Annotated in this window: 25 protein-coding genes; 6 read left to right on the top strand and 19 right to left on the bottom strand. The window is 67.0% G+C overall.

The window, feature by feature from the left end; all coding sequences use genetic code 11:
• Position 1: 1 nt before the first annotated feature.
• The gene (locus L3V85_RS10890; protein ID WP_237679306.1) at positions 2-2,194 is read right to left on the bottom strand and encodes an indolepyruvate ferredoxin oxidoreductase subunit alpha; all 2,193 of its coding nucleotides are present in this window, start codon (positions 2,192-2,194) and stop codon (positions 2-4) included.
• Positions 2,195-2,338: 144 nt separating this feature from the next.
• On the opposite strand from L3V85_RS10890, the gene L3V85_RS10885 reads away from it, so the two are divergent.
• Positions 2,339-2,815: a MarR family winged helix-turn-helix transcriptional regulator gene (locus tag L3V85_RS10885; protein ID WP_237679305.1), complete on the top strand. Its 477-nt coding sequence runs from the start codon at positions 2,339-2,341 to the stop codon at positions 2,813-2,815.
• A gap of 41 nt (positions 2,816-2,856) precedes the next feature.
• Here L3V85_RS10885 and L3V85_RS10880 read toward each other — a convergent pair whose 3' ends face one another.
• The 6 genes from L3V85_RS10880 to orn form a co-directional block, all read right to left on the bottom strand.
• The gene (locus L3V85_RS10880) at positions 2,857-3,741 is read right to left on the bottom strand and encodes a quinone oxidoreductase family protein (protein ID WP_237679304.1); all 885 of its coding nucleotides are present in this window, start codon (positions 3,739-3,741) and stop codon (positions 2,857-2,859) included.
• Positions 3,738-4,541, bottom strand: coding sequence for an alpha/beta fold hydrolase (locus L3V85_RS10875; RefSeq protein WP_237679303.1), 804 nt, complete (start codon positions 4,539-4,541; stop codon positions 3,738-3,740). The genes L3V85_RS10880 and L3V85_RS10875 overlap by 4 nt, the downstream gene beginning before the upstream one ends.
• The gene (locus tag L3V85_RS10870) at positions 4,538-5,542 is read right to left on the bottom strand and encodes a 3-hydroxybutyryl-CoA dehydrogenase (protein ID WP_237679302.1); all 1,005 of its coding nucleotides are present in this window, start codon (positions 5,540-5,542) and stop codon (positions 4,538-4,540) included. Before L3V85_RS10870 ends, L3V85_RS10875 begins: the two co-directional genes overlap by 4 nt.
• Entirely contained in the window at positions 5,532-6,605 is a 1,074-nt protein-coding gene (locus L3V85_RS10865) for an NAD/NADP-dependent octopine/nopaline dehydrogenase family protein (protein ID WP_237679301.1), read from the bottom strand. Before L3V85_RS10865 ends, L3V85_RS10870 begins: the two co-directional genes overlap by 11 nt.
• Before the next feature lie 213 nt (positions 6,606-6,818).
• Positions 6,819-8,702 carry a DEAD/DEAH box helicase gene (locus L3V85_RS10860; RefSeq protein ID WP_237679300.1) on the bottom strand — a complete coding sequence of 628 codons (1,884 nt, stop codon included), beginning with the start codon at positions 8,700-8,702 and terminating at the stop codon, positions 6,819-6,821.
• A 248-nt stretch (positions 8,703-8,950) separates the two neighbouring features.
• Positions 8,951-9,547, bottom strand: coding sequence for an oligoribonuclease (gene orn / locus L3V85_RS10855; RefSeq protein ID WP_237679299.1), 597 nt, complete (start codon positions 9,545-9,547; stop codon positions 8,951-8,953).
• Between the two features lie 60 nt (positions 9,548-9,607).
• Here orn and L3V85_RS10850 point away from each other — a divergent pair, with 60 nt between their 5' ends.
• The 3 genes from L3V85_RS10850 to rsgA are packed head-to-tail and all read left to right on the top strand — an operon-like array spanning position 9,608 to position 12,229.
• Positions 9,608-10,867, top strand: a complete 1,260-nt coding sequence (locus tag L3V85_RS10850; RefSeq protein ID WP_237679298.1) for a M48 family metallopeptidase — start codon at positions 9,608-9,610, stop codon at positions 10,865-10,867.
• 30 nt (positions 10,868-10,897) lie between these two features.
• Positions 10,898-11,257 carry a 4a-hydroxytetrahydrobiopterin dehydratase gene (locus L3V85_RS10845; protein ID WP_237679297.1) on the top strand — a complete coding sequence of 120 codons (360 nt, stop codon included), beginning with the start codon at positions 10,898-10,900 and terminating at the stop codon, positions 11,255-11,257.
• Positions 11,258-11,269: 12 nt separating this feature from the next.
• The gene (gene rsgA / locus L3V85_RS10840) at positions 11,270-12,229 is read left to right on the top strand and encodes a ribosome small subunit-dependent GTPase A (RefSeq protein WP_237679296.1); all 960 of its coding nucleotides are present in this window, start codon (positions 11,270-11,272) and stop codon (positions 12,227-12,229) included.
• Between the two features lie 6 nt (positions 12,230-12,235).
• On the opposite strand, the gene L3V85_RS10835 is transcribed toward rsgA, so the two are convergent.
• The 8 genes from L3V85_RS10835 to rpsP all read right to left on the bottom strand — a co-directional run bounded on the left by L3V85_RS10835 (position 12,236) and on the right by rpsP (position 18,425).
• Positions 12,236-13,279, bottom strand: coding sequence for a hypothetical protein (locus L3V85_RS10835; protein WP_237679295.1), 1,044 nt, complete (start codon positions 13,277-13,279; stop codon positions 12,236-12,238).
• A complete protein-coding gene (hisC, locus tag L3V85_RS10830) occupies positions 13,276-14,370 on the bottom strand; it encodes a histidinol-phosphate transaminase (protein WP_237679294.1) in 1,095 nt (364 codons plus the stop codon). Before hisC ends, L3V85_RS10835 begins: the two co-directional genes overlap by 4 nt.
• Positions 14,371-14,395: 25 nt before the next feature.
• The gene (locus L3V85_RS10825) at positions 14,396-15,397 is read right to left on the bottom strand and encodes a CobD/CbiB family protein (RefSeq protein ID WP_237679293.1); all 1,002 of its coding nucleotides are present in this window, start codon (positions 15,395-15,397) and stop codon (positions 14,396-14,398) included.
• Positions 15,398-15,449: 52 nt separating this feature from the next.
• A complete protein-coding gene (locus tag L3V85_RS10820) occupies positions 15,450-16,169 on the bottom strand; it encodes a CoA pyrophosphatase (RefSeq protein WP_237679292.1) in 720 nt (239 codons plus the stop codon).
• 168 nt (positions 16,170-16,337) lie between these two features.
• Positions 16,338-16,718, bottom strand: coding sequence for a 50S ribosomal protein L19 (gene rplS / locus L3V85_RS10815; protein ID WP_237679291.1), 381 nt, complete (start codon positions 16,716-16,718; stop codon positions 16,338-16,340).
• A 109-nt stretch (positions 16,719-16,827) separates the two neighbouring features.
• Positions 16,828-17,574, bottom strand: coding sequence for a tRNA (guanosine(37)-N1)-methyltransferase TrmD (gene trmD, locus L3V85_RS10810; RefSeq protein ID WP_237679290.1), 747 nt, complete (start codon positions 17,572-17,574; stop codon positions 16,828-16,830).
• Between the two features lie 16 nt (positions 17,575-17,590).
• Complete coding sequence (rimM, locus tag L3V85_RS10805; protein WP_237679289.1) at positions 17,591-18,145, bottom strand: ribosome maturation factor RimM; 555 nt, start codon at positions 18,143-18,145, stop codon at positions 17,591-17,593.
• Between the two features lie 16 nt (positions 18,146-18,161).
• Positions 18,162-18,425 carry a 30S ribosomal protein S16 gene (rpsP, locus tag L3V85_RS10800; RefSeq protein WP_007831311.1) on the bottom strand — a complete coding sequence of 88 codons (264 nt, stop codon included), beginning with the start codon at positions 18,423-18,425 and terminating at the stop codon, positions 18,162-18,164.
• Between the two features lie 180 nt (positions 18,426-18,605).
• On the opposite strand from rpsP, the gene L3V85_RS10795 reads away from it, so the two are divergent.
• Positions 18,606-19,130, top strand: a complete 525-nt coding sequence (locus L3V85_RS10795; protein WP_237679288.1) for a GNAT family N-acetyltransferase — start codon at positions 18,606-18,608, stop codon at positions 19,128-19,130.
• A gap of 7 nt (positions 19,131-19,137) precedes the next feature.
• Positions 19,138-19,584: a TM2 domain-containing protein gene (locus L3V85_RS10790; RefSeq protein ID WP_237679287.1), complete on the top strand. Its 447-nt coding sequence runs from the start codon at positions 19,138-19,140 to the stop codon at positions 19,582-19,584.
• A gap of 19 nt (positions 19,585-19,603) precedes the next feature.
• Here L3V85_RS10790 and L3V85_RS10785 read toward each other — a convergent pair whose 3' ends face one another.
• The 4 genes from L3V85_RS10785 to pcnB all read right to left on the bottom strand — a co-directional run bounded on the left by L3V85_RS10785 (position 19,604) and on the right by pcnB (position 23,662).
• Positions 19,604-20,614 (bottom strand): inorganic phosphate transporter, encoded by a 1,011-nt coding sequence (locus tag L3V85_RS10785; protein ID WP_237679286.1) that lies wholly within the window; start codon positions 20,612-20,614, stop codon positions 19,604-19,606.
• Between the two features lie 13 nt (positions 20,615-20,627).
• Positions 20,628-21,272 carry a DUF47 domain-containing protein gene (locus L3V85_RS10780; protein WP_012746613.1) on the bottom strand — a complete coding sequence of 215 codons (645 nt, stop codon included), beginning with the start codon at positions 21,270-21,272 and terminating at the stop codon, positions 20,628-20,630.
• A gap of 123 nt (positions 21,273-21,395) precedes the next feature.
• On the bottom strand, positions 21,396-22,034 hold the full coding sequence (gene folK, locus L3V85_RS10775) for a 2-amino-4-hydroxy-6-hydroxymethyldihydropteridine diphosphokinase (protein ID WP_337250115.1): 639 nt from the start codon (positions 22,032-22,034) through the stop codon (positions 21,396-21,398).
• Positions 22,031-23,662 carry a polynucleotide adenylyltransferase PcnB gene (gene pcnB, locus L3V85_RS10770; RefSeq protein WP_237679285.1) on the bottom strand — a complete coding sequence of 544 codons (1,632 nt, stop codon included), beginning with the start codon at positions 23,660-23,662 and terminating at the stop codon, positions 22,031-22,033. The genes folK and pcnB overlap by 4 nt, the downstream gene beginning before the upstream one ends.
• Between the last annotated feature and the right edge of the window lie 3 nt (positions 23,663-23,665).

The following is a 23,665-nucleotide window of genomic DNA, read 5'->3' as shown; positions in this document are numbered from 1 at the left end:
GTCAGAAGGCATAGGCTTCGCGGCGACGCGCTTCGCCGCGCTGCAGCCAGCCGATGACGGCCGCGCGCACGCGCTCGCGCAGCATGTCCCAGCGGCTGGGGTTGCTCACGATCTGCGCCTTGTAGAAGGAGGGGCACAGCACCGCGGCGTGAGAGACCTCGCCGCACACGCCGCAGCCCACGCAGCTGTCGAGCACGGTCGCCACGGGGTCGGTGCGCAGCGGATCGGGGTTGGGCTTGATCGACAGCGACGGGCAGCCCGAGAGGCGGATGCACGAGTGGTCGCCGGTGCAGGTGTCGGAGTCGACGCCGAATTTTTCGCGCACCATGCGCTTGCCGTCGGCGATGGCCTTGCGCACCAGCGGCTTCTCGCGGCGCTGTTTGTTGAGCATGCACTCCGACTGGGCGATCAGCACCTTCGGGCCTTTTTCCTTCGTGGTCAGCGCTTCCTTGAGCGCGTCGCGCATGCCGGCGATGTCGTAGGTGCGGCGCATCGTCTTCACCCATTCCACGCCCACGCCGCGCACGGCGCGCTCGATCTCGTGGCCGGTGCTGCGCGTCTTGTTGACGGCGTGCGAGGAAAGGATGTCCTGTCCGCCCGTGGCCGAGGTGTAGTTGTTGTCGACGACGATGGTGAGGTTGTCGCTCTTGTTGAAGACCGCGTTGGCCACGCCGCTGGTGAGGCCGTTGTGCCAGAAGCCGCCGTCGCCCATCATCGAGATCGCGCGCTTGCCCGCCGGCGCGTTGAGCGCCGCGGCACCCGCGCCGCCCAGGCCGTAGCCCATGGTGGTGTTGCCGATGTTGAAGGGCGGCAGGATGGAGAACAGGTGGCAGCCGATGTCCGCGCTCACGTGGTGCGGGCCCAGTTCGCGCTCGACCAGCTTCATCGCGCTGAAGATCGGACGCTCGGGGCAGCCGGTGCAGAAGCCCGGCGGACGCGCATGCACCACGTCGCCGAGCGCGGTCGATGGCTGCACGGGCTCGGGTGCGGCGTCGACGCCGATGGCGGCCACTTCTTTCAGTGGAATCACCTTGCGCACCGGCGCGGGCACCGGCAGCGGTGCCAGGCGCCCGTAGCGTTCGCAGAAGCTGCGCGCGCCCTTGAGCAACTCGGCGGCGGTGTACTCGCCGGCCACCGGCAGCATGTCCTTGCCGTGCAGCGCGGTGTTGGAGCCCGCCTGGCGCAGGATGGTCGCGAGGTTCTGCTCGACGAAGTTGGGCTGCCCCTCTTCCACGATCATCACCGCGCGCTTGCCCTTGCAGAAGCGGATCACCTCGCTCTCGATGACCGGGTAGGCCACGTTCATCACGTACAGCGGCACCTGCGTATTGCCGTACACGTCGGCAAGGCCCAGCCGTTCGAGCGCGCGCAGCAGCGTGTTGTAGCTGCCGCCCTGCACGATGATGCCGATGTCGTCGGCGTCTTCCGAGAAGAACTCGTTGAGCTTGCGCTCCTCGATGAAGCGCACGGCGGCGGGCCAGCGGTCCTTCACCTTCTCCTGCTCGTGCACGAAGCTCGCGGGCGGCAGCACGATGCGGCCGACGTCGCGCCGCGGGTTCTCGAGCGCATCTTTCAGCGTGAACTTCGCGCGCTTGTTGTCGCCCGCGACGAAGTGTCCGTGCACGTGACATGCGCGGATGCGCAGCTGGAGCATCACGGGCGTGCTGCTGGCCTCCGAGAGATCGAAGCCCTGCTTCACCGCATCGACGATGCTCGGCAGGTTGGGGCGTGGATCGAGCAGCCAGATCTGCGACTTCATCGCGAAGGCATGGCTGCGCTCCTGCATGATCGAGGAGCCTTCGCCGTAGTCCTCGCCCACGATGATGAGCGCGCCGCCGGTCACGCCGCCCGACGCAAGATTGGCCAGTGCATCGGATGCGACGTTGGTGCCGACAGTGGCCTTGAAGGTGACGGCGCCGCGCAGCGGGTAGTTGACGGAAGCGGCCAGCGTGGCGGCGGCGGTGGCCTCGCTCGCGCTGTTCTCGAAGCGGATGCCGTGGTCGGCGAGGATGTCCTGCGCGTCGGCCAGCACGTCCATCAAATGAGAGATGGGCGCGCCCTGGTAGCCCGCCACATAGGAAACCCCGGATTCGAGCAGGGCCTTGGTGACGGCCAGAATGCCCTCTCCACGGAACACCTCTCCGCCAGAAAGCCGCAGCTTCTTGACTTCTTCGACGAACGAACGCTCAGCCATGTGGGTCCTTGTTCTCTATCGTGGGAGGATGGGCATCGGTTGCCACATCACGCTTCCTATAATGTTTACAAATGAATGTATCCACAATCATGAATTACCCTAGACACGCAAGCTGCGTGCCCACCACATGCGCGGGGTGCGTTCATGGCTGAGTCGTCGCCTCCTTCGCATCGCTTCGTCGACGACTACCTTCCGGCGCTGCTGGCGCAGGCCAGCCAGTTGATCTCCTCGGAGTTCCACGAGGTCGCGCGGCAGCAGGGTTTCTCGGTGTCGGAGTGGCGTGTGATGGCATCTCTTGCAGGCAGCGAGCCGCTGAGCATCGGCCAGCTCGCACAGGTGACCGTCACCAAGCAGCCGACGGTGACGCGGCTGCTGGACCGCATGGAATCGCGCGGACAAGTCGAGCGGCTGCCCCACGAAAGTGATCGCCGCATCACGCTGGTGCGCATCACGCGCGAAGGCCTGAAGGCGGTCGAGCATCTGATGGAACTGGCGCGTGATCACGAGCGGCGCGTGCTGGAGCCCTTCGGCCTGCGCCGCGCCGAGGAACTCAAGCAGACGCTGCGGCAGATGATCGAGCTGCACGTGCATGTGCCCGTCGAAGGGCCAGAGGAAGACTGAAGGATGGAGGCGCGCCGAATGACGCGCGCTTCTTCGAAGGCTCAGAGGCGAGGCACGAGAACGGCCCGGCCGCGATGGCCGCGTTGCGCAATCCAGTCGAGGGCAAGGGCGGCATCCGCAAGCGCGAACAGCTTCACGTCGAGATGCAAACGGCCATCGGCCAGCCTTGCAAGCAGCTCCGGCGCGGCAGCACGGCCTGCCGCTTCGCGCCGGAACATGTTCAAGGGCAGCAGCGCAACATCGCGTTGCAGGAAGTGGGCGATGTCCAACTGCAGCGTCGGGCCAGCGGTGTAGCCGACCAGCACGGCGCGTCCACCCGGCCGCACGGAGGGCAGGACTTTCGTGAGGACATCGCCGCCCACTGTATCTATCAGCAGGTCCGCGCTGGCCACAGGTGGCGGCTCGGCATCCGGGAGCACCGCCGTGGCGACGCAGCCTGCTTCGAGCGCGAGCTGCATCACCAGTGAACCCACGGCACCGGTCGCGCCCGTCACCAGTACCTGCTCTCCGGCGCGCAGCTTCGCGACTTCGTGCAATGCCACCCAAGCCGACGTCGTCGGCGAGAAGAACGCGGCACCCAGCGGCATCGGCACGCCGTCCGGCAGTAGGCCGAGTGCTTCGTCTGGCGCGTCGATGCACTCGCACCATGTGCCGTCGAAGAGCGTGCCAAGGCCGCTTCCGCGCAGCCACACGCGTTGACCCACCTCGTAGCGCTCGCTCGCGACAACGATGCCCGCTGCCTCGACACCAGGCGTGTAAGGCAATGGCGGATGCCGCAGGAAACTGCCGCGCCACACCGTGCGATCGATATGGCCGACCGTCGCCGCCGCCATCCGCACGAGAGTGCGGCCAGGCCTGGCAGCCGGATCGGCCATCTCTTCCAGCACCGGCACCGCATCGAAGCCGTGGATGCGAATCGCCTTCATGGCAAGTCCGAAAGAAAGCCGAGCACCGTGCGCGCGAAGGCTTCGGGCATCTGGTCGGGCAGCGGCACCATGCCGCCTTCGATGTCGACGATGCGGGCATGCGGCAGGTGGTGCTGCAACTCCACCGCATGCGGCGCGGCAAAGGGATCTTCGGTGGCACGAACGATCAGCGTGGGTTGCGTGATGCGGCCGATGCGGTCTTCCATGCGGTAGGAGGCCACCGCGCGGTGGCCTTCCTCGACGCGACGGCCGACCTTCAATGCGTCCAGCACGAAGGCTTCGAGCAGCTCAGGCCGCCCGGCCGGATAGAAACCCTGGCGCTTCCGCCACAGCGCGGCGAGATGGCTGCCGTCTTCACTGGGTGCGACTTCGTCGATGGGCGGGCGTTGCGCGCGCGCACGGCGGAATGGCTCGTCGGTATAGGGTGTCGAAGACAGCACGAGGCTGTGAACACGATCGGGGAACGCCGCCGCAAGCTCGATCGCCACGACGCCGCCTGTGTGATGGCCGACTACATCGACCTGCGCGATGCCCAATGCATCGAGCAGTTCGCAGGCAACGCGCGCCCATTGCTCGATGCTCGCGGGCACGCCGCCGTCCGAGGAATCGCCGAAGCCGGCCGTGTCCATGGCAATGGCCCGGCGATGCGCGCCCAGAAGCGGCAGCACTGCGCGGTACTCGGCCCAGCTGCGCGGCGACTGGTGCAACAGCAGCACGGCGCGCGCATCATGGCCGCCGCATTCGGCGTAGTGCACCTGCCCCACCGACAGGTCGGCAAAGGCACGGCGGATGGTGGTCATGGCTGCGTCTCGTCGGCGGGTGCGCGCCACAGGCCCGCATGTCGCAGTTCGCCGAGCGTGCGCGACAGCACGTCGCGCCGATAGGCACCGATGTCGCGGCCTTCATAGTCGTAGAAGCCGCTGCCGCTCTTCAGGCCCAGCCGCCCCTCCTCGACCATGCGCCCGACGATGGCGGGCGCCGTGTAGCGCCCCTTGTCGAGCGATGCCGACATCTCGCGGCTCGCATGGTGCAGGATGTCGCAGCCGCCGAAGTCGATGAACTCGACCACGCCCAGCGCCGCGAAGCGAAGGCCCAGGCCGTAGCGCGTGGCCTTGTCGATTTCCTCGGCGGTGGCGGCGCCCTCCTCGATCATGCGGGCTGCCTCGTTCATCACCAGCGCCTGCAGGCGCGGCACGATGTATCCGGGCGACGCACCGCAGACCACGGGCAGCTTGCCGATCTGCTCCATCAGCGCCTTGGTGCGAGCGAGCACGGCGGCATCGGTGCCGGGATGGCAGCTCAGCTCCACCACCGGGATCACATAGGCGGGGTTGAGCCAGTGCATGTTGAGGAAGCGCTCTGGCAGCCTCACGAACGCGGCCAGCTGCGTTACCAGGATGCTGCTGGTGGTCGAGGTGAGGATGGCGTCGTCGCGGCAATGGCGGTTGATGTGCTCGAAGGCTTCGCGCTTGGCTTCGATGGTTTCGGGCACGCCCTCGAACACGAGTTCGGCAGCGGCCAGCGCGCGAGGTGCGGCCGCGGCATCGACGAAATCCACGCGCGCGGCGATGCGCTCGATCTGCGCTGCGTCGATCACGCCAAGCTGCGCCAGGCCCGAGAGGCTGGCTTCGATTTCGGCCTTGGCTTCGTCGAGCAGACGCTGCCAGGCTTCGGCGCCGCGCGGGCGCAGGTCGATCAGCGAGATGCGGTGCCCGGCATAGGCGAACGCGATGGCGATGCCCCGCCCCATGCGGCCCGCGCCGACGGCGGCGAATCGCGGCAGTGCGGCCTCATTCGCCATCGTGCAGCCTCTGCTTGAGCTGCGTTGCGCTCAGGCCGGAGAGGCCCAGGCTTTCGAAGGTGCGCGGGCCTTGCCGCAGGTCGCGGCCGAGGAAGCCTCCGACGATGGCCAGCAGGCCATGCGCGATGGGCGCATCGACGCCCGCATGACGCGCGGCAGAAGCCAGGAAGGCGAGGCCGAGTTCGGTGTCTTCCGTGATGTAGCGGTGCGTGTGCAGGTCGATGTTCTCGCGCCAGTCGCCCGACTTGACCAGCTGCTTGTGCGCGTCGCCATACATCCAACGGTCGTTGTTGTAGTGGTCGGCCAACGGATAGTGCGGCGCGCCCTGCCCGAAGGCCTCGCGCACGGCGATGCGTTCCTGGTCGAGCCGGTCGGTCACGTCGCGCACCGCGCGCTGCGTGCCTTCGTTGTGGATGTCCCAGCGTTCGAAGTGCTGCAGCGGCGCGGCATTCATCACCATCAGCGGCGGATGGATGACGGGGCCGGCGTTCATGAGGGCGCCCGAGAGCGCGTCGCCGCAGCCATGCACCGACGGGTAGGCGCGGCGAATCACCTCGATGGCCTGCGCTTCCTTGCGGGCCGGATACACGCCCGTGGGCAGCCGGATCGCCCGGATGGTGACGTTGACCTCGCGCTCGCCGTGCTTGCGCGCCAGGTAAGGCAAGGTGCCGGTCTCGGCCCAGGCGACGTCGGCGCGGCTGCCGGCGTCTTTCACCGTCCTGGCCATCACGTAGCTGCCGAAGGTGCCCGGCGGCAGGAACACGACCTGCCCGTCGACTAGGTGCGGCGCCATCGCGAGCGCGATGTCGTGCTGGGCGATCGCGGGCGTGGGAATGACGATGAGTTCGGCGTCTTTCAGGGCCGCGCCGATGTCCGCGGTGGCGAGCGCGATCGGCACTTCCCGTGCGCCGGCAGCGTCTTTCAGCGTGATCGATCCGGCCCGGACAACGGGTTCCAGCGCGGCGGCGTCGCGGCGCCACAGGCGCACTTCGTGGCCGGTTTCAGACAGGTCGGCGGCGGCCGCATAGGCGCCGTGACCACCCCCAAGAATCGCAATTTTCATGTCGAAAGTCGAAAAGCAGGTGTCGATGAACCGGCGGCCGCAGGACGGACCCGGGGAAGCAATGCGCCATTACATTACTTTTCATAGATTCCGGTGTCAATCAAATTCGACGGCACCGGCCTGCTCGGAAACCCGAAATGAAAAAGCCCGCGTTCGTGAGAAGCGCGGGCTTTCTTGGAGCGGGACGGCCGTCAGGCCGCCCGGCAAGCGGGTTCAGCGGCTGGGCTTGAACGCACGCTTTTGCGCGTCGCGGGGCACGAACACCTTGCCCGGGCCGCCGTGGCCGGCACCGTTGCCGCGGGGCGCGAAACCTTCGCGGGGAGCGAAGTCGCCACGACCACCGCCGTTGCCGCCGCGCGGGGCGCTGTCGCCCCAGCCCGGCTTGCGGCCGTAACCGCCGCCACCGTTGCCTTCGTCACGGCCGCCGCCGAAACCGGCGTTCTGGCCGCCGAAGCCGCCAGTACGCGGGCCGGGAGCGCGCGAACCGCGGTCGTTGAAGCCGCTGGCGCCAGCGTAGTTGCTGTTGCCGCCGCCGAAGCCACCGCCATTGCCACCGCGGTGGCCACCACCGCCGCCACCGAACTTGCGGTCGCGCGAATGGTTGTCACGGCCGCGGCCGCCGAAGTCACCCTGCGGACGCGATTGCGGCATGCGCTGTTGCGGCTCCATGCCCGGCACCACTTCCGCCTTGAACTGCTGGCGGCTGTAGTGCTCGATGTCCATGATCTTGCGGCGATCGCGGAACTCGGCGAACGTGATGGCCAGGCCATCGCGACCGGCACGGCCGGTGCGGCCGATGCGGTGGGTGTAGTCCTCGGCCTTCATCGGCAGGCCGAAGTTGAAGACGTGGGTGATGGTCGGCACGTCGATGCCGCGGGCAGCGACGTCGGTGGCCACCAGGATCTGGACCTGGCCCTGGCGCAGCGCCATCAGGCGGCGGTTGCGCAGGCCCTGGCTCAGGGCACCGTGCAGCGCCACGGCGCTGAAGCCGTCTTGCTGCAGGTCATTGGCGAGGCCGTCGCACTCGACTTGCGTGCTCGCGAACACGATGGCCTGGTTGATGCTGGTGTCGCGCAGCCAGTGGTCGAGCAGCTTGCGCTTGTGCTGGGCGTTGTCGGCCCAGAACAGCACCTGCTTGATGTTGGCGTGCTTTTCCTGCGGGCTGTCGATGGTCACGCGCTGCGGCTCGCGCATCACGCGGGTGGCCAGTTGCTGGATGCGCGGCGCGAAGGTGGCGCTGAACATCATGGTCTGCTGGCGCTCGATGGTGAGCTGGTTGACTTCCGCCAGGTCGTCGGCAAAGCCGAGGTCGAGCATGCGGTCGGCTTCGTCGACCACCAGGAACTTGACCTGGTCGAGCTTGATCTGCATCGAGCGCTGCAGGTCGAGCAGGCGGCCCGGCGTGGCGACGACGAGGTCGGCGTTCTGCAGGCGGGCGATCTGGAGCTGGTAGGGCATGCCGCCCACCACGTTGGCGATGCGCAGGCCGCGGCAGTGGCGAACCAGTTCGATGGCGTCATGCGCGACCTGCTGCGCGAGTTCGCGCGTCGGGCACAGGATGAGGGCGCCGGGGGTGGCGGCCTTGAAGTGACGGGCGTTGGTCGGGTCCTTGCGCTTCGGCTTCTTCGGCACGGCTTCACCGCGGGCGGCGGCTTCGGCGGCCAGGCGCTGGAACTCGGCCTTGGCTTCGGCTTCGGCTTCGGCCTGGCGCTTGATCAGCGTGTGCAGCACGGGCAGCAGGAAGGCTGCGGTCTTGCCCGAGCCGGTCTGGCTGGACACCATCAGGTCGACGAAGCGCGCCGATTGGGCGCCGCCGGCCTGCTCGCCCATGGCGATCGGGATGACCTTTTCCTGCACGGTGGTGGGCTGGGTGAAGCCCATGTCGGCCACGGCGGCGATCAGTTCGGGCGCCAGGCCCAGCTTGATGAAGCCGTTGGGCTTGGCGGGCTCTTCGGCCACGGCCGCTTCGGGAGCGGCGGCGTCGAGCGCCTCGAGGATGGGAGCCTCGGAAACGGTGTCCACGGCAGCGGTGAACTCGTTGTTGGTAGCGGATTGCACAGGCGCGAACTCGCCCTGCGCTTCAAAAGCGTCGGTCATGAATGTCAATCTCAAACGCGAGCGCTGCCGTAGGCGGCGCCCCGTTGGTGGTTAAAAACATCAACCATCCAACGACATTCAGCTTCAGGCTTTCACCTGGGGCTGCGGCCCTTTTTGATCAGCTAATGCGATCGGGCGCGGTGTGCAAGATAGGGAGATGCAAGAGACGCTGGCCGGGCTTGAAACACATGGCCCGATCAGCGAAGCCCGCAATTATGGCACGAATTCGGGTTTTTACCTAATCGCCATCAATCTGCCAAACGCAGGAAGGTTTCGCGGTAGTGCGCCAGTTCCTCGATGGACTCGTGCACGTCGGCCAGGGCCGTGTGCGCCTGCTGCTTCTTGAAGCTGCTGTAGGCCGCCGGTTTCCAGCGCTTGGCCAGCTCCTTCAGCGTGCTGACGTCGAGGTTGCGGTAGTGGAAATACGCCTCGAGCTTGGGCATGTATTTGACCAGGAAGCGCCGGTCCTGCCCGATGGTGTTGCCGCACATGGGCGAACCGCTGCGCGGGATGTATTTGGCGATGAATTCCAGCAATTGCTGCTCGGCCGCGGCTTCGTCGAGCGTGGAAGCCTTGACCTTGTCGATCAGGCCGCTGCGCCCGTGGGTGCCCTTGTTCCAGGCATCCATGCCGTCGAGCACGACGTCGCTCTGGTGGATGACGAGCACGGGGCCGTCGATGCGGGGTGTGAGGTCGGGGCCGGTGACGACCACCGCGATTTCGAGCAGGCGCTCTTTCTCGGGGTCGAGGCCGCTCATTTCGCAGTCGAGCCAGACCAGGTTCTGGTCGCTTTTCTTGAGGGTGGGCACGGCGGCCGGGGGCGTCGGGTCAAGGGATTCGGGCATCGCAGGATTGTCGTCGAAGGGCTGCGGCCCCAGATAGCGAGGGCTAAACTCGCCGCTCCTATGTCCTATTCGCTCATCTTCACCATTGCTTTCGCGGTCGCGCTGGTTGCGGGGCTGCTCGTGAAGTTCTGGCTCGCCTCCCGGCAGGTGCGCCACGTGGCGCGGCATCGCGGCACCGTGCCGGCCGCCTTTGCACAGACCATCACCCTCGCCGCCCACCAGAAGGCGGCCGACTACACCATCGCCAAGGCGCGCTTCGGCCTGATCGAAATGGCCTGGGGCACCGCCCTGCTGCTCGGTTGGACGCTGCTCGGCGGGCTGGACATGCTCAACAAGCTGCTGCTGGCATGGATCGGGGGCGGCATGGTGCAGCAACTGGCGCTGCTGGCGGCTTTCGCGGCCATCGGCGGGCTGCTGGAACTGCCCTTCACGCTCTGGCAGACCTTCCGGCTCGAAGAGCGCTTCGGCTTCAACAAGATGACCTGGAAGCTCTGGCTGGCAGACACGGTCAAGTCGACGCTGCTGGGCGCGGTGATCGGGTTGCCGATCGCGGCGCTCATTCTCTGGCTCATGAGCGCCGCCGGCCAGCTGTGGTGGCTCTGGGCCTGGGGTGCGTGGATGGGCTTCAATCTGCTGCTGATGCTGATCTACCCGACCTTCATCGCGCCACTGTTCAACAAGTTCAAACCGCTCGACGACCCCACGCTGAAGGCCCGTGTCACTGCTCTCATGAAGCGCTGCGGCTTTGCCGCCAAGGGCCTGTTCGTGATGGACGGCAGCACGCGCAGCGCGCATGCCAACGCCTACTTCACCGGCTTCGGCGCCAGCAAGCGCGTGGTGTTCTACGACACGCTGCTGCGCCAGCTCAACGCCGGCGAAGTCGAGGCGGTGCTGGCGCACGAGCTTGGCCACTTCAAGCACCGCCACATCGTGAAGCGGCTGGTCGCCATGTTTGCACTGAGCCTGGCCGGCTTCGCGCTGCTGGGCTGGGTGTCGACACAGGTCTGGTTCTACACAGGCCTGGGTGTGCAGCCCAACATGGCGGCACCGAACAGCGCGCTGGCTCTGCTGCTGTTCATGCTCGCGGTGCCGGTGTTCGGCTTCTTCGTGGCGCCGCTGCCCGCGCGGCTCTCGCGCAAGCACGAATTCGAGGCCGACGCCTACGCCGTAGCGCAGACCAGCGGCGCCGACCTGTCGGCCGCGCTGCTCAAGCTCTATCAGGACAACGCGTCGACGCTCACGCCGGACCCGGTGTTCGTCAGCTTCTACTATTCGCACCCGCCGGCCTCGGAGCGCCTTGCGCGCATGACGGCCGCCTGACCCCATCACCTCATTCAGAAGAAGTCCCTCATGAGCAGCATGTTCAAGCCCAAAGACTGGAAGAGTCTTCCTCCCCGCAAGGCGCTGAGCGCCACCGAGATCGTCGCCGGCCTCGCGCGCCTGGACGGCTGGAAGCTCACCGGCGACGGCGCCGATGTGGCCATCGAGAAGACCTTCACCTTCGCCAACTACTTCGAGACCATCGCCTTCGTGAACGCACTGGCCATGGTGGCGCACACGCAGGACCATCACCCCGACCTGTCGGTCCACTACAACCGCTGCGTGGTGCGCTTCAACACGCACGACGTGAGCGGCCTGTCCGCCACCGACTTCGACTGCGCGCGCCAAGCCGACGCGCTGGTGGCCGCTCCGGCCGCCGCTGCCGCATGACGGTACCTGCCCTTGGCTAAGCCGGGCCGCCGCGCCGCGCCGGCAGCAGCCGCATCTGCTGCAAAGGCACTCCAGGACGGCCTCGTCGTCGCCAGCCACGGGCGTCATTGCCTGGTCGAGACACCCACCGGCGAACGGCTGATCTGCCATCCGCGCGGAAAGAAGAGCCAGGCCGTGGTCGGCGACCGCGTGCACTGGCAGGCCAGCGAAGACGAAGGCACCATCGAGCAGGTGCTGCCGCGCCGCAACCTGTTCTACCGGCAGGACGAGATCCGCACCAAGTCGTTCGCGGCCAATCTCGACCATGTGCTGATCCTGATCGCGGCCGAACCGGAGTTTTCCGAACATCAACTGGCGCGCGCGCTGATCGCGGCGGAGGCCGAGCGCATCCAGCCGATCATCGCGCTCAACAAGAGCGATCTGGTCGAGCCCTTCGAGCGCGCCTGGGCCAAGTTGGCGCCGTACCGCCGCATGCACCACGGCGTGCTGCCGCTGTCGCTTAAGGCCTCGGGCGAAGCTGATTACGCCTCGCTGATGAAGCTGCTGTCGGGCAAGTCGACCCTGGTGCTCGGCCCCTCCGGATCGGGCAAGAGCACGCTGACCAACCTGCTGGTGCCGGGCGCGAGCGTGCTGACCCAGGAGATTTCACAGGCGCTGAACTCGGGCAAGCACACGACCACCAGCACCACCTGGTATTGGATCGACGAGGCCCGCACCACCGGCCTGATCGACTCGCCGGGCTTTCAGGAATTCGGTCTGAACCACATCGCGCCGATGCAACTCGCGGGGCTGATGCCCGACATCGCCGAGCACGCGAACGACTGCAAGTTCTACAACTGCACCCATCTGCACGAGCCCGGCTGCGGCGTGATCGCGAATGTCGCTTCGGCGGACGGCACCGGCGCCATCAGCGCGAGCCGCTACAAGATCTACGGCGAGCTGTTCGCCGAACTGAGCCAGAAGCGGTACTGAGTCCCCTCAGCTGACCCAGGTCCGGTACGAGTTCCAGGTCGGGTCGAAGGCCAGGTCGAGCGTTACCGGCAGTTCCGAGTTTTCCTGGATGGATTGCGCATGCACGATGGCCGCCTCGGGGTGCGCCACGTGAAAGTTGATGGTGCGCACGCCGTTTTCCAACACGACGTGCGTGCAGCAGCCGTCTTCATGCGTCTGCAGCAGCGCCGTCAGCTGATCGCCGAAGACACGCGCTTCCTCCAGCTCCTCGCCTGACTCGACCGGCACCGCAGCCGATAGCCGGTGGCACAGGTCGGCGCGCCCGACCAGCGCGGCGGCCGAATCGTTGCGCATCACGACCAGTTCGATCTCGTCGCCTTCTTCGGTGTCGCGCGTGGCGCTCAGCGCGGACCACGCGTGCTCACCCACCGGAAACAAGCCGGTATGGCCAAGCTCCTCACGCCAACAGATGTCGAACAGCGGTACGAAGTCATCGAGCGGCACGCCGTCGAAAGACGCCTGCTCGGCGGTCTCGACATAGTCGACCGGCCCGACCTTGATGGCCGTGTCGTACTCGCCCAGGATGTGGTCGAGCATGATCAGGCTCATGTGGCGGGCATGGTCCTGCATGTCCATGGGAATGGGCTTGGCAAAGCCGATTTCCAGCGCCACCAGGCCCTTGTAGCGCTCGTGCTTCACCAGCACGTCGGCGCTGGAGAGCTCGAAGTCGTCCATGCGGATGCTGAAGCCCTTGCCCATGCGCTGGCGGAAGGCTTCGACACTCACCTGCGGCAGCGCGGGCGCGCTCTGCACGAGCACCATCACGTCATCGAAGTCTTCCACCGATCCATGCGCCGTGACCACGAGCGTGAATGCGGGCGAATCACCCGCCACCTCCACGGCAAGTTTCGGAAAGGACGGCTCCAGCAGGCCGTTCAAGGCCTCCATCAGCTCACGCCCAGGCAATGCGCGCAGGCTCTCCAGTTGGCTGCTCACGGCTTGCCAGAAGCTGGCGCAGGCGACAGAGCGCGGGTCGGTGTCGATGGTCGGCATCGCCTGGGTTTCCTTCATGGCGCGGAAGTGTGGAGGATGTCTTGCAGGTGTTGCACGAGCAGGCTGCATTGCTCGCGCGTGCCGATGCTGATGCGCAGATATTGCGCAATACGCGGCTGCCTGAAATGCCGCACCAACACCGCGCGTTCGCGCAGCAGCGCGGCCAGTTCGGCCGCGTCGCGCTTCGGATGACGTGCGAAGACGAAATTGGCCTGCGAAGGCAGCACTTCGAAGCCCAGGTCTTCGAGCTGCAGCGTGAGGCCCTCGCGGGTGTCGATGACCGTGTCGCAGGCCGCACGGAATGCAGCCTCGTCCTCGAACGACGCCGCCGCGCCGGCCGACGCAAGCCGGTCTATCGGGTACGAATTGAAGCTGTCCTTGACGCGCACCAGGCCGTCGATCAGATGCGGCTGGCCGCATGCGAAACCGACGCGCAAACCGGCCAGCGAGCGCGACTTGGAGAGCGTCTGCACCACGAGCAGGTTCGGGTACTTGCCGACCAGCGGCAGCGCGCTCTCGCCGCCGAAATCGACATAGGCCTCGTCGACCAGCAACACGCGGTCTGGGCAGGCCTGCAGCAGTTGCTCGATGCGCGAGAGCGGCACACCCATGCCCGTGGGCGCGTTCGGGTTGGCGATGACGATGCCGCCGCAGCCCCCGCGGGCGCGCGCCGCGAGGGCGTCGATGTCGATGCGCAAGCCCTCGTCGACCGGCTGCAGCTCGCAGGCGATGCCGTAGATCTGCGCGTAGACCTTGTAGAAGCTGTAGCTCACGTCGGGCATCAGCAGCGGCTCGGCCTGCTGGAAGAACGCGAAGAAGGCGTGAGCCAGCACCTCGTCGGAGCCGTTGCCGGCGAACACCTGGTCGACGCTCAGGCCGTGCCGCCGCGCGACGGCTTCGCGCAGCGCGAGCGAAGTCGGGTCGGGGTAGAGCTCAAGCCCGCTCGCCGCGGCGCGCTGGATGGCCTCGACGACACCCGGCGAAGGCGGGTATGGGTTCTCGTTGGTGTTGAGCTTGACGAGATTCGCGATGCGCGGCTGCTCGCCGGGCACGTAGGGTTCGAGCGCGCCGATGCGCGGGCTCCAGAAAGCCGGTGCGGGGTTGGTCATGAAGTTTCCTTGCCGAGCGACTGGCTCAGCCGAGCAGGCGCGCGAGCGTGAGCAGTGCCAGCAGCACCATCCACATCACGACCGAACGCCAGACCAGCCCGACGACGCTGCGCAGGTGGGCAGGTTCGGGTTCGCGCCCGGGCGTGCTGCCGCTGTCTGGCGCACGGCCGTCGGCTATGGAATCGCCGGCCTGGGCGCGCGACAGCGGGTCGAGCGTGGGAATGGGCCGCAGCGAGCCGCCGCCGAGCCGCACGTTGACCGCGCCGGAGGTCGCAGCCAGGATCACGCCGTCGTTCTCGTTCGGGAAGCGCTGTGCATCGTTGCGCCAGCAATCGATGGCTTCCTCGAAGCTGCCGACCACCGCGAAGCCGAGCGCCGTGATGCGCGCGGGCAGCCAGTCGACCGCATGCCAGGCACGGTCCGCCGCCTCTTGCACCGAGACGCTCGAGGGCTGCACCGCGGCGCCGTTCTTGTGCGCCCAGTAGCGCGAGACGAACTCGCTCATGCGATAGAACACCGCGCCGGCCGGCCCGAGGCCGATGGCCGCGATGATCGAGAACCACGCGAGCACGCCGAACACATGGCGGTGCGCGGCGATCACCGAATGCTCGATGACGTGGCGCACGATCTCGCTGCGCGGCAGGTCGGCAGCGTCGACGCCCTGCCAGTGCGCGAGCAGCGAGCGCGCGAGCGGCTCGTCGCCTTCGTCGAGCGCATCGCGGATGTCTGTGAAGTGATGGCTGAACTGACGGAAGCCCAGCGTGACATAGAGCACCGCAATGCTCCAGAGCACCGCGAACGGCAGGCCCAGCGTGAGCACCAACAGCCAGTGCACGCCCAGCGCGAGGAGCGTGGGCACGAACACCGCGAGGCCCCATGCGATCCATCCGTGATGCGGCTTGCCCGCGTCGAAGTTGCGGCTGGTCCAGCGGGTCCACGCCAGAACGCTGCCGTACACGGGGTTGTGCGGGCCCAGCGGCCGCACCTGCTCGATCAGCAGCGCGCACAGGATGGCAAAGAAGCTCATCCTTCGATGATAGCGAGACAGCCTGAAGGTTCAGGCCGAATCGCAAGCGTATTCAGGCCGCGAGAAAACGGTAGAGATTGCGCAGCATGCCGGCCGTCGCGCCCCAGACGAAGCGCTCGTCGGGCCCGTCCTGGTAGGGCATCGAATACCACTCGCGCTTGCGTCCGTCGGTCGCGCTGACGGCGTGGCGGCGGTGGTTGGCGGGGTCCATGAGCCACGCGAGCGGCACCTCGAAGGCCTGCGCCACTTCGTAGGGGTTGATGGTGAGTTCGAAGTCGGGTTGCACCAGCGCGACCACGGGCGTGACGATGAACGAGGTCACGGTCGTGTAGGTCGGCAGGCTGCCCAGCACCTCGATGAACTGAGCGGAAAGGCCGACCTCTTCCCAGGCCTCGCGCAACGCGGCGGCGGAGATGTTGGCGTCTTCCGGATCGACGCGGCCGCCGGGAAACGCGACCTGCCCGGAATGGTTCGACAGGTGCGTAGTGCGCTCGGTGAGCAGCACGGTCGCGCCCTCGGGGCGCTGCACGATCGGCACCAGCACGGCCGCTTGCGCGGGTGCGCGGTCGATCATGCGCGGCTCGCGGCGCAGCTCGGGCGTCCAGGCCGGCGGGGTGGCGAAACGCGCGCGCAGGGCTTGCGCCGTCAATTGCGAGTGCCGCACCGCGGGCAAGCCATCACTGCCATCCACGAAAGGCGCCTCGCGCGGATCGAACTGCAGCAGCGTGGGCGGCACCACGGCATTGACGGGTTCGAGGGGCACGGATTGCATGGGGATGGCGGTGATGGTTGTGATCAAGAGATGACGTGGCGGGGAACCGGCTAGAGGGAGTAGAGCGTAAAAAAGCGGCGCTGTCTTTCGGGCCGTGTCCCGCGCGGAGCACCAACGCAAAAAGCCGCCAGAGCGGCGGCTTTTCTTGCACGATAGGAGGGCTGCTTATTAAGCGGCCGACGCAGCCGTCGACTTGCTCGGCAGCTTTTCCTTGATACGTGCCGAACGGCCGCTGCGGTCGCGCAGGTAGTACAGCTTGGCGCGGCGAACGTCGCCACGGCGCTTGACTTCGATGTTGGCGATCAGCGGGCTGTAGGTCTGGAACGTACGCTCCACGCCTTCGCCGCTGGAGATCTTGCGCACGGTGAAGCCGCTGTTGAGGCCACGATTGCGCTTGGCGATCACGACGCCTTCGTAGGCCTGCACGCGCTTGCGGGTGCCTTCGACGACGTTCACGCTGACGATGACCGTGTCACCGGGCATGAAATCGGGGATGGTCTTGCCGAGGCGGGAAATTTCTTCCTGCTCGAGGGTCTGGATGAGGTTCATGATTTCCTGATGTCGATCATGTCGGGCTACACAAAAGGCGCTTTGGGCTTTCACGGAAGAACCGCTAAAAGACCGGGCGCGGCCGGGCAGAGGATCGGGGAGCCGGCGATTATAGCTTTTTTTTCAGCACAGCTTCATCGGCCTTGCCCAGGCGGCCGGCGGCGCGGGCCGTCTCGATGAGTTCAGGGCGCCGGGCGGCCGTGATGGCCAGGCGCTGGTCACGGCGCCAGCGCTCGATCTGCGCATGGTGGCCGGAAAGCAACGGCGCCGGCACGCCCTGCCCGTTCCATTGCTCGGGACGGGTGTAGTGAGGGCAGTCGAGCAGGCCGTCGAGCGCGGGATTGAAGCTGTCCTGCACATGGCTCGCCTCATCGCCCAGCACGCCCGGCTGCAGGCGGGCCACGGCGTCGAGCAACGCCATCGCCGCGATCTCGCCGCCGGAGAGGACGAAATCGCCAAGGCTGATCTGATGAGTGATGCGCGCGTCGATGAAGCGCTGGTCGATGCCCTCGTAGCGGCCGCACACCAGCACCGCGCCCTCGCTGGCCGACCAGCGCTCGACCGCTTCGTGCCGCAAGGCCTCGCCGATGGGCGAAAACAGCACCACGGGCGCCGACTCCCCGCGTGCGGCCAGGGCCGCGTCGAGGCAGGCCGCCAGCGGCTCGGCCATCATCACCATGCCGGGCCCGCCGCCGAATGGACGGTCGTCCACGCGCCTGTAGTTGCCCAGCGCGTAGTCGCGCGGATTCCAGAGTACGACCTCGACCTGCTTCGACTCGTAGGCGCGGCGCGTCACGCCGCTGGCCACGAAGGGCGCGAACAGTTCGGGAAACAGGGTGATGACGTCGAAGCGCATGCCGCGCGAGCGCCGATCAGAAATCGGGCTGCCAGTCGACCGTGATGAGCCGGCCGGGCAAGTCGACCTTGTCGACGAAGACTGAAACGAAGGGCACCATGCGCTCGACGGCCTTGCCGTCTTCCTCGGCGGCAAGCACCAGCGTGGTCTGCGGGCCGGTCGCGAGCAGTTCGCGCACTGTGCCCAGCACTACGCCTTCGCGGTTGACCACCGACAAGCCGATCAGGTCGACCCAGTAGTACTCGTCGTCGCCGGCAGTGGGAAAGCTGGAGCGCGGCACGAAAACACGTGCGCCACGCAGGGCTTCGGCTGCATTGCGATCGGGCACGTCCTCGGACGTCGCGACGATGCAGTCGGAATGTTCTTTGGCTTCGCGGATCGCGAGCCGGAAGGCTGTGCTCGCGGAGGCTCCGGGAGCCTGCAGGAACCAGCGCTTGGAAGAAAAAAGCGCCTCGGGCTGGGCGCTGTGGGGAAGGACCTTGAACCAGCCCTTGATTCCCCATGCATCGGCGATGCGCCCTACTTCGATCGCATCCGCCGGCAATTCGGCGGCTTCGAGTGTGGGCAGCATCGCCGTGCGGGGCGGCTTAGGCCGCCGCCTTGGGAGCTGCCGCGGCAGCTTGCTTGATCAGGCGCAGAACGGTGGGCGAAGCTTGTGCGCCGACGCTCTTCCAGTACGCCAGGCGGTCCTGGGCGATGCGGATGCTTTCTTCGTTTTCCTTGGCGGTCGGGTTGTAGAAACCCAGGCGCTCGATGAAACGGCCATCGCGGCGAACGCGCTTGTCCGACACGACGATGTTGAAGAACGGACGGCCTTTGGAGCCGCCGCGGGAGAGTCGAATGACGACCATGATTTATCCTTGGGTGGTCAGCAAGCCTTGTGGATTAAGAAAAGGCCCGCTCACAATGTTCTTCCAGCGTCGAGACACGCGACATGGCCACCCGGCCAGCGACACGCTGAAAAGCCCGCGATTATAGCCCGACACGCGTTTTCTTCCGAATTCCGGCCTCGCGCCGCCCGTTTTTCGCTCATGCCCCTGACCATCCGCCCCAGCCGCGACGAAGACATCGCAGCCATCACGGCCATCTACGCCCACCACGTGCTTCACGGCACCGGCACCTTCGAAACAGAGCCGCCCTCCCCCGCCGACATGGCTTCGCGCCGCGCCGACGTGCTGGGCAAGAACTTGCCGTATCTGGTCGCAGAAGAAAATGGCGAAGTGTTGGGTTTTGCCTACTGCAACTGGTTCAAGCCGCGCCCGGCCTACCGTTTTTCGGCCGAAGACTCGATCTACATGTCCGAGTCAGCACGCGGCAAGGGTCTGGGCGCCAAGCTGCTGGCCGCGCTGTCGCAGGCTGCCGAGGCGGCCGGCGTGCGCAAGCTGATCGCGGTGATCGGCGACTCGGCCAACGCGGGCTCCATCGGCGTGCACCGCGGCCAGGGCTTCACGCACGTGGGCGTGCTGAAGGACTGCGGCTGGAAGTTCGGCGAATGGCGCGATGTCGTATTGATGGAAAAAGTGCTCGGCGAAGGCAGCACCACCCGCCCCGAATGAAAACCGCATGAAAAACAAGACCACCGCCGCCTGGCTCACCTTCCTCGGTGGCCCGCTGGGACTGCACCGCTTCTACCTGCGCGGCATGGGCGACTGGCTCGGCTGGCTGCTGCCAATTCCCACCGCACTGGGCGTCTACGGCATCGAGCGCGTGCGCATGTACGGCGTGGACGACGGCGCGAGCTGGGCGCTGATTCCGCTGCTGGGGTTCACCATCGCCGGTTGCGCGCTGACGGCCATCGTCTACGGCCTCATGACGCCCGAGAAGTGGAACGCCCGCTTCAACGCGAGCGCCCCTGCAGACGCAGCACCCGGCCGCACCAACTGGTTCACCATCGGCGCGGTGGTGATGTCGCTCTTTTTCGGCAGCACGATCCTGATGGCCAGCATCGTGTTCAGCTTTCAGCGGTACTTCGAGCACCAGGTCGAAGAGGGGCGGAAGATTTCGCAGTAGCCGCAGCGGCGGCTGCCGCTCAGAACAGCTGCATGCTGATCCAGTAGGCAATCGCCGCCACGAAGGCGGATGCCGGGATCGTGAAGATCCAGGCCCACACGATGTTCCCCGCCACGCCCCAGCGCACCGCGCTCGCGCGCTGCGTGGAGCCCACGCCAACGATGGCGCCGGTAATGGTGTGGGTGGTCGACACCGGAATGCCCAGCGCGGTGGCCAAAAACAGCGTCAGCGCCCCACCCGTCTCCGCGCAGAAGCCGCCCACGGGCTTGAGCTTGGTGATCTTCTGCCCCATCGTCTTCACGATGCGCCAGCCGCCGAACATGGTGCCCAGCGCGATCGCGGCGTAGCAGCTCACGATGGTCCAGGTCGGCGGGCTCGCGTCGCTGGCATTGGCATAGCCGGTGGCGATGAGCAGCATCCAGATGATGCCGATGGTCTTCTGCGCGTCGTTGCCGCCGTGGCCCAGGCTGTAGGCACCGGCCGAAACCAGCTGCAGCCGGCGGAACCAGCGGTCCACGCGCGACGGTGTCGCGCGCCGGAAGCCCCAGGCCACCACGACCATCATCATCGAGCCCAGCAGGAAGCCCAGCAGCGGCGACACGAAGATGAAGGCCACCGTCTTCCAGATGCCGGAAGCCACGAGGCCGCCGGTGCCGGTCTTGGCGATCACCGCGCCCACGATGCCGCCGATCAGCGCATGCGACGAGCTGCTCGGAATGCCGTAGTACCAGGTGACGAGGTTCCAGCTGATGGCGCCCACCAGCGCGCCGAACACCACGTGCACGTCGACCACGCCCGGCTGGGCGATGCCCTTGCCCACCGTGGCCGCCACGCTCAAATGGAAGATGAAGATCGCGATCAGGTTGAAGAAGGCCGCGAAAACCACGGCCTGCCCCGGCTTGAGCACCCCGGTGGAAACCACCGTCGCGATCGAATTGGCGGCGTCGTGGAACCCGTTCATGAAGTCGAACAGGATCGCGAGCGCGACCAGCACTATCACCACCCAGAGGGCGACCTGAACCGTTGCCATCGGCGCTGCCCGCTCAGGAATTCTCGAGGACGATGCCCTCGATCACGTTGGCCACGTCCTCGCACTTGTCGGTGATCGTCTCGAGCAGCTCGTAGATCGCCTTGAGCTTGATGACCTCGCGCACATCCGGCTCCTCGCGAAACAGCTTGCTCATGGCGCTGCGCATGACGCGGTCGGCGTCCGACTCGAGGCGGTCGATCTCCTCGCAGGTCTTGAGCGTGGCCTCGGCCACGGCCGGGTCGGCGATCTTGCCGAGGAACTTGACGGCGTCCTTCAGGCGGTCGCAGCACTTCACGCTCAGTGCCGTGAGGCGCACGATCTCGTCGGTCATGTGGCGCACGTCGTACAGCGCCATGGTCTCGGCGGAGTCCTGGATCAGGTCGGCCACGTCGTCCATCGTGTTGATGAGCTTGTGGATCTGCTCGCGGTCGATGGGCGTGATGAAGGTCTTGTGGATCAGCCGGTTGACGTCGTGCGTCACGCGGTCGGCGGCGCGCTCGGCGTTGTCGACGTCGCGGTTGTACTGCTCGCGCAGGTGCACGTCGCTGTAGTTGGCCACGAGTTGTTCGAACGCCCGCGCCGCTTCGACGATGCGCTCGGCGTGCTGGTTGAACATCTCAAAAAAATTCCCCTCGCGGGGCAGCAGCTTGCCGAACATGGCGCTCTCCTGGAATCTCGGGTCTCGCCCTGCCACAGGCGTGTGACAGAGTCATGAAAAACCGCGCAAGTGTAATGGGAGGGCGAACCAGACGGCGGCGGATGGATACCCACCCGCTACCGGTCACTTGCGGATGCGCTCGATGACCTGGCCAGAAACGCGCGACAGCGCCACGCGCGGCACCTTGTCCGGCGCGATCTCGGCCAGCGGCTTGAGCACGAAGGCCCGCTCGCGCATGCGTGGATGCGGCAGGGTCAGAGTGGGGGTATTGATGACGGAATTGCCGTGCATCAGCAGGTCGAGATCCAGCGTGCGCGGCGCATTGGGAAAGGGCCGCTCGCGGCCGGCCTGCGCTTCCAGGCGCTGCATCGCGATGAGCAGCTGCTCGGCGTCGAGCCCCGTGCGCAGCGCCACCACGGCATTGATGAAATCGGGGCCGGTCGCATCGACCGGCGCGCTGCGGTAGAGCGACGAGCGGGCCGTGACCTGCGTGCGCTGCAAGGCGCCCAGAGCGTCCATGGCCGCCTTCACGGCCGCCTCGGCATCACCCAGGTTGGCGCCGATGGCGACGAAGGCCTGCACGGTCGGGTAGTCCTCGCGCGGGCCTCGCGAAGGCGCACGGCCGGGCGCACGGCGCGCGGGCGGGCCGCTCCGGGCACCGGCCGATGGCGGCTTGCTTCCCGTGCGCGGCGGCGCGGCCTTTGGCCTGGCCTTGGCCGCGGGGCTCTTCTTGCCGTCCTTCGGCTGGTCGGACGCGCTCATTCGCCAGCGGCGCTGCCGCCACCCTCACCACCACCGCCTGCGGGACGCGGCTTGCGGCGGCGCCGGCGCTTGCGCGGTGCGGCGGCTTCGCCATCGGGCGGCACGGCGCCGGCCTCGACCTCAGCCTCGTCGTCCGGTTCCGCGTCCTGGCCGCGGTTCTGCGGCGGATTCTGCCGAGGCGCGGGCTCATTGCGCAGCTTGGCCGGCGCAGCGGTGTCGCGCACCCGCACGCGCTGGCGCACCTTCTGTTCTTCGCGCACCTGCTCCAGCAGGTCTTGCCGGCGCACGTCGTCGGCGATGCTGAATTCCTGCCACCACTCGGCAATCGCTTCGCTGACCTCGCCCACGTCGGCGCGCAGGCGCATGAAGTCGAAGGCAGCACGAAAACGCGCCTGCTCGACCAGGCTGTAGGGCGTGGAGCCGGTACGCTTGTCGAAGCGCGGCTGCATCATCCAGATCTCGCGCATGTCGGCGGCCAGCTTGCCTCGGCCGGACACGTCACCGATGCGGGCGTTGAACACGTCGTCGATGGCGTCCTGCAGCGCCGGGAACGGCGCCTGCGGACGCTGGCCGCGCTGGCCTTCCTGGCGCTGAGCCCAACCGTCGCGCACGTCGGCCCACAGCACGCAGGCCAGCAGGAAGCTGGGCGCCACGGGCTTGCCTTCGCCGACGCGGCGGTCGGTGTCCTGCAGGGCGGCTTTCACGAAGGGCTGGTCGGCACGCTCGACCACCACGTCGAGCAGCGGGTAGATGCCCTTGGACAGCCCCAGCTTGTTCAGTTGCTCGACCGTGGCAATCGCATGGCCGGTCTGCAACAACTTGAGCATTTCGTCGAACAGGCGACTCTGCGGCACGTCGGCCAGCAGCTTGCTCGATTCGACCAGCGGGGCGGCCGTCTTGGCTTCCATCTTGAAGCCCAGGGCCGCGAGCTTGGCCGAGAAGCGGATGGCGCGAATGATGCGCACCGGGTCTTCGCGGTAGCGCGTGGCCGGGTCGCCGATCATGCGCAGGGTGAGCTTCTGGGCGTCCTTGATGCCGTTGTGATAGTCGACCACGACCTGGTTGGCCGGGTCGTAGTACATGGCGTTGACGGTGAAGTCGCGGCGCGCCGCGTCTTCTTCCTGCGGGCCCCAGACGTTGTCGCGCAGCACCCGGCCGCTGGCGTCCACCGCGTGCTTCATGCTCGCGAGCTCGCCCTTGCTGGTGCGCTCGTTGCCCGACACCTGCTCGGCGGCAGTGTTGTCCATGTAGGCGCGGAAGGTCGAGACCTCGATCACCTCATGCTCGCGCCCCCGGCCGTACACCACGTGCACGATGCGAAAACGCCGCCCGATGATGAAGGCGCGGCGGAACAGCGACTTGACCTGCTCGGGCGTGGCGTTGGTGGCCACGTCGAAGTCCTTGGGCCGCAGCCCCAGCAGCAGGTCGCGCACCGCGCCGCCCACCACGTAGGCCTCGAAGCCCGCCTGCTGCAGCGTGGTGACCACGTTTTTCGCGCGTTCGTCGACCAGGGCCGGATCGATCTTGTGAACCTCTGCCGGCACCTCCTGGCGCTTGCCGAAGCGGCTCTTGCCCTGTGCGCCGCCGGCGGTCTTGCCGAGCAGCTTGTCGATGAATTTCTTGATCATTTG

The organism is Variovorax paradoxus (assembly GCF_022009635.1).
Taxonomy (GTDB): Bacteria; Pseudomonadota; Gammaproteobacteria; order Burkholderiales; family Burkholderiaceae_C; genus Variovorax.
This window is presented reverse-complemented; position numbering and strand designations above follow the sequence as displayed.

Bases quoted from the DNA above. Each gene is read 5' to 3' on its own strand.
- L3V85_RS10875 (WP_237679303.1), bottom strand. From the start codon at position 4,541: ATGACCACCATCCGCCGTGCCTTTGCCGACCTGTCGGTGGGGCAGGTG.
- trmD (WP_237679290.1), bottom strand. From the start codon at position 17,574: ATGCGCTTCGACGTCATCACCCTGTTTCCCGAACTGTTCGCGCCCTTC.
- L3V85_RS10785 (WP_237679286.1), bottom strand. From the start codon at position 20,614: ATGGCAACGGTTCAGGTCGCCCTCTGGGTGGTGATAGTGCTGGTCGCG.
- L3V85_RS10795 (WP_237679288.1), top strand. From the start codon at position 18,606: ATGCCCCTGACCATCCGCCCCAGCCGCGACGAAGACATCGCAGCCATC.
- L3V85_RS10820 (WP_237679292.1), bottom strand. From the start codon at position 16,169: ATGCAATCCGTGCCCCTCGAACCCGTCAATGCCGTGGTGCCGCCCACG.
- L3V85_RS10885 (WP_237679305.1), top strand. From the start codon at position 2,339: ATGGCTGAGTCGTCGCCTCCTTCGCATCGCTTCGTCGACGACTACCTT.
- L3V85_RS10850 (WP_237679298.1), top strand. From the start codon at position 9,608: ATGTCCTATTCGCTCATCTTCACCATTGCTTTCGCGGTCGCGCTGGTT.
- L3V85_RS10870 (WP_237679302.1), bottom strand. From the start codon at position 5,542: ATGGCGAATGAGGCCGCACTGCCGCGATTCGCCGCCGTCGGCGCGGGC.
- hisC (WP_237679294.1), bottom strand. From the start codon at position 14,370: ATGACCAACCCCGCACCGGCTTTCTGGAGCCCGCGCATCGGCGCGCTC.
- L3V85_RS10825 (WP_237679293.1), bottom strand. From the start codon at position 15,397: ATGAGCTTCTTTGCCATCCTGTGCGCGCTGCTGATCGAGCAGGTGCGG.
- L3V85_RS10865 (WP_237679301.1), bottom strand. From the start codon at position 6,605: ATGAAAATTGCGATTCTTGGGGGTGGTCACGGCGCCTATGCGGCCGCC.
- orn (WP_237679299.1), bottom strand. From the start codon at position 9,547: ATGCCCGAATCCCTTGACCCGACGCCCCCGGCCGCCGTGCCCACCCTC.
- L3V85_RS10860 (WP_237679300.1), bottom strand. From the start codon at position 8,702: ATGACCGACGCTTTTGAAGCGCAGGGCGAGTTCGCGCCTGTGCAATCC.
- pcnB (WP_237679285.1), bottom strand. From the start codon at position 23,662: ATGATCAAGAAATTCATCGACAAGCTGCTCGGCAAGACCGCCGGCGGC.
- rimM (WP_237679289.1), bottom strand. From the start codon at position 18,145: ATGCTGCCCACACTCGAAGCCGCCGAATTGCCGGCGGATGCGATCGAA.
- folK (WP_337250115.1), bottom strand. From the start codon at position 22,034: ATGAGCGCGTCCGACCAGCCGAAGGACGGCAAGAAGAGCCCCGCGGCC.
- L3V85_RS10845 (WP_237679297.1), top strand. From the start codon at position 10,898: ATGAGCAGCATGTTCAAGCCCAAAGACTGGAAGAGTCTTCCTCCCCGC.
- L3V85_RS10835 (WP_237679295.1), bottom strand. From the start codon at position 13,279: ATGAAGGAAACCCAGGCGATGCCGACCATCGACACCGACCCGCGCTCT.
- L3V85_RS10790 (WP_237679287.1), top strand. From the start codon at position 19,138: ATGAAAAACAAGACCACCGCCGCCTGGCTCACCTTCCTCGGTGGCCCG.
- L3V85_RS10880 (WP_237679304.1), bottom strand. From the start codon at position 3,741: ATGAAGGCGATTCGCATCCACGGCTTCGATGCGGTGCCGGTGCTGGAA.
- L3V85_RS10780 (WP_012746613.1), bottom strand. From the start codon at position 21,272: ATGTTCGGCAAGCTGCTGCCCCGCGAGGGGAATTTTTTTGAGATGTTC.
- rpsP (WP_007831311.1), bottom strand. From the start codon at position 18,425: ATGGTCGTCATTCGACTCTCCCGCGGCGGCTCCAAAGGCCGTCCGTTC.
- L3V85_RS10890 (WP_237679306.1), bottom strand. From the start codon at position 2,194: ATGGCTGAGCGTTCGTTCGTCGAAGAAGTCAAGAAGCTGCGGCTTTCT.
- rplS (WP_237679291.1), bottom strand. From the start codon at position 16,718: ATGAACCTCATCCAGACCCTCGAGCAGGAAGAAATTTCCCGCCTCGGC.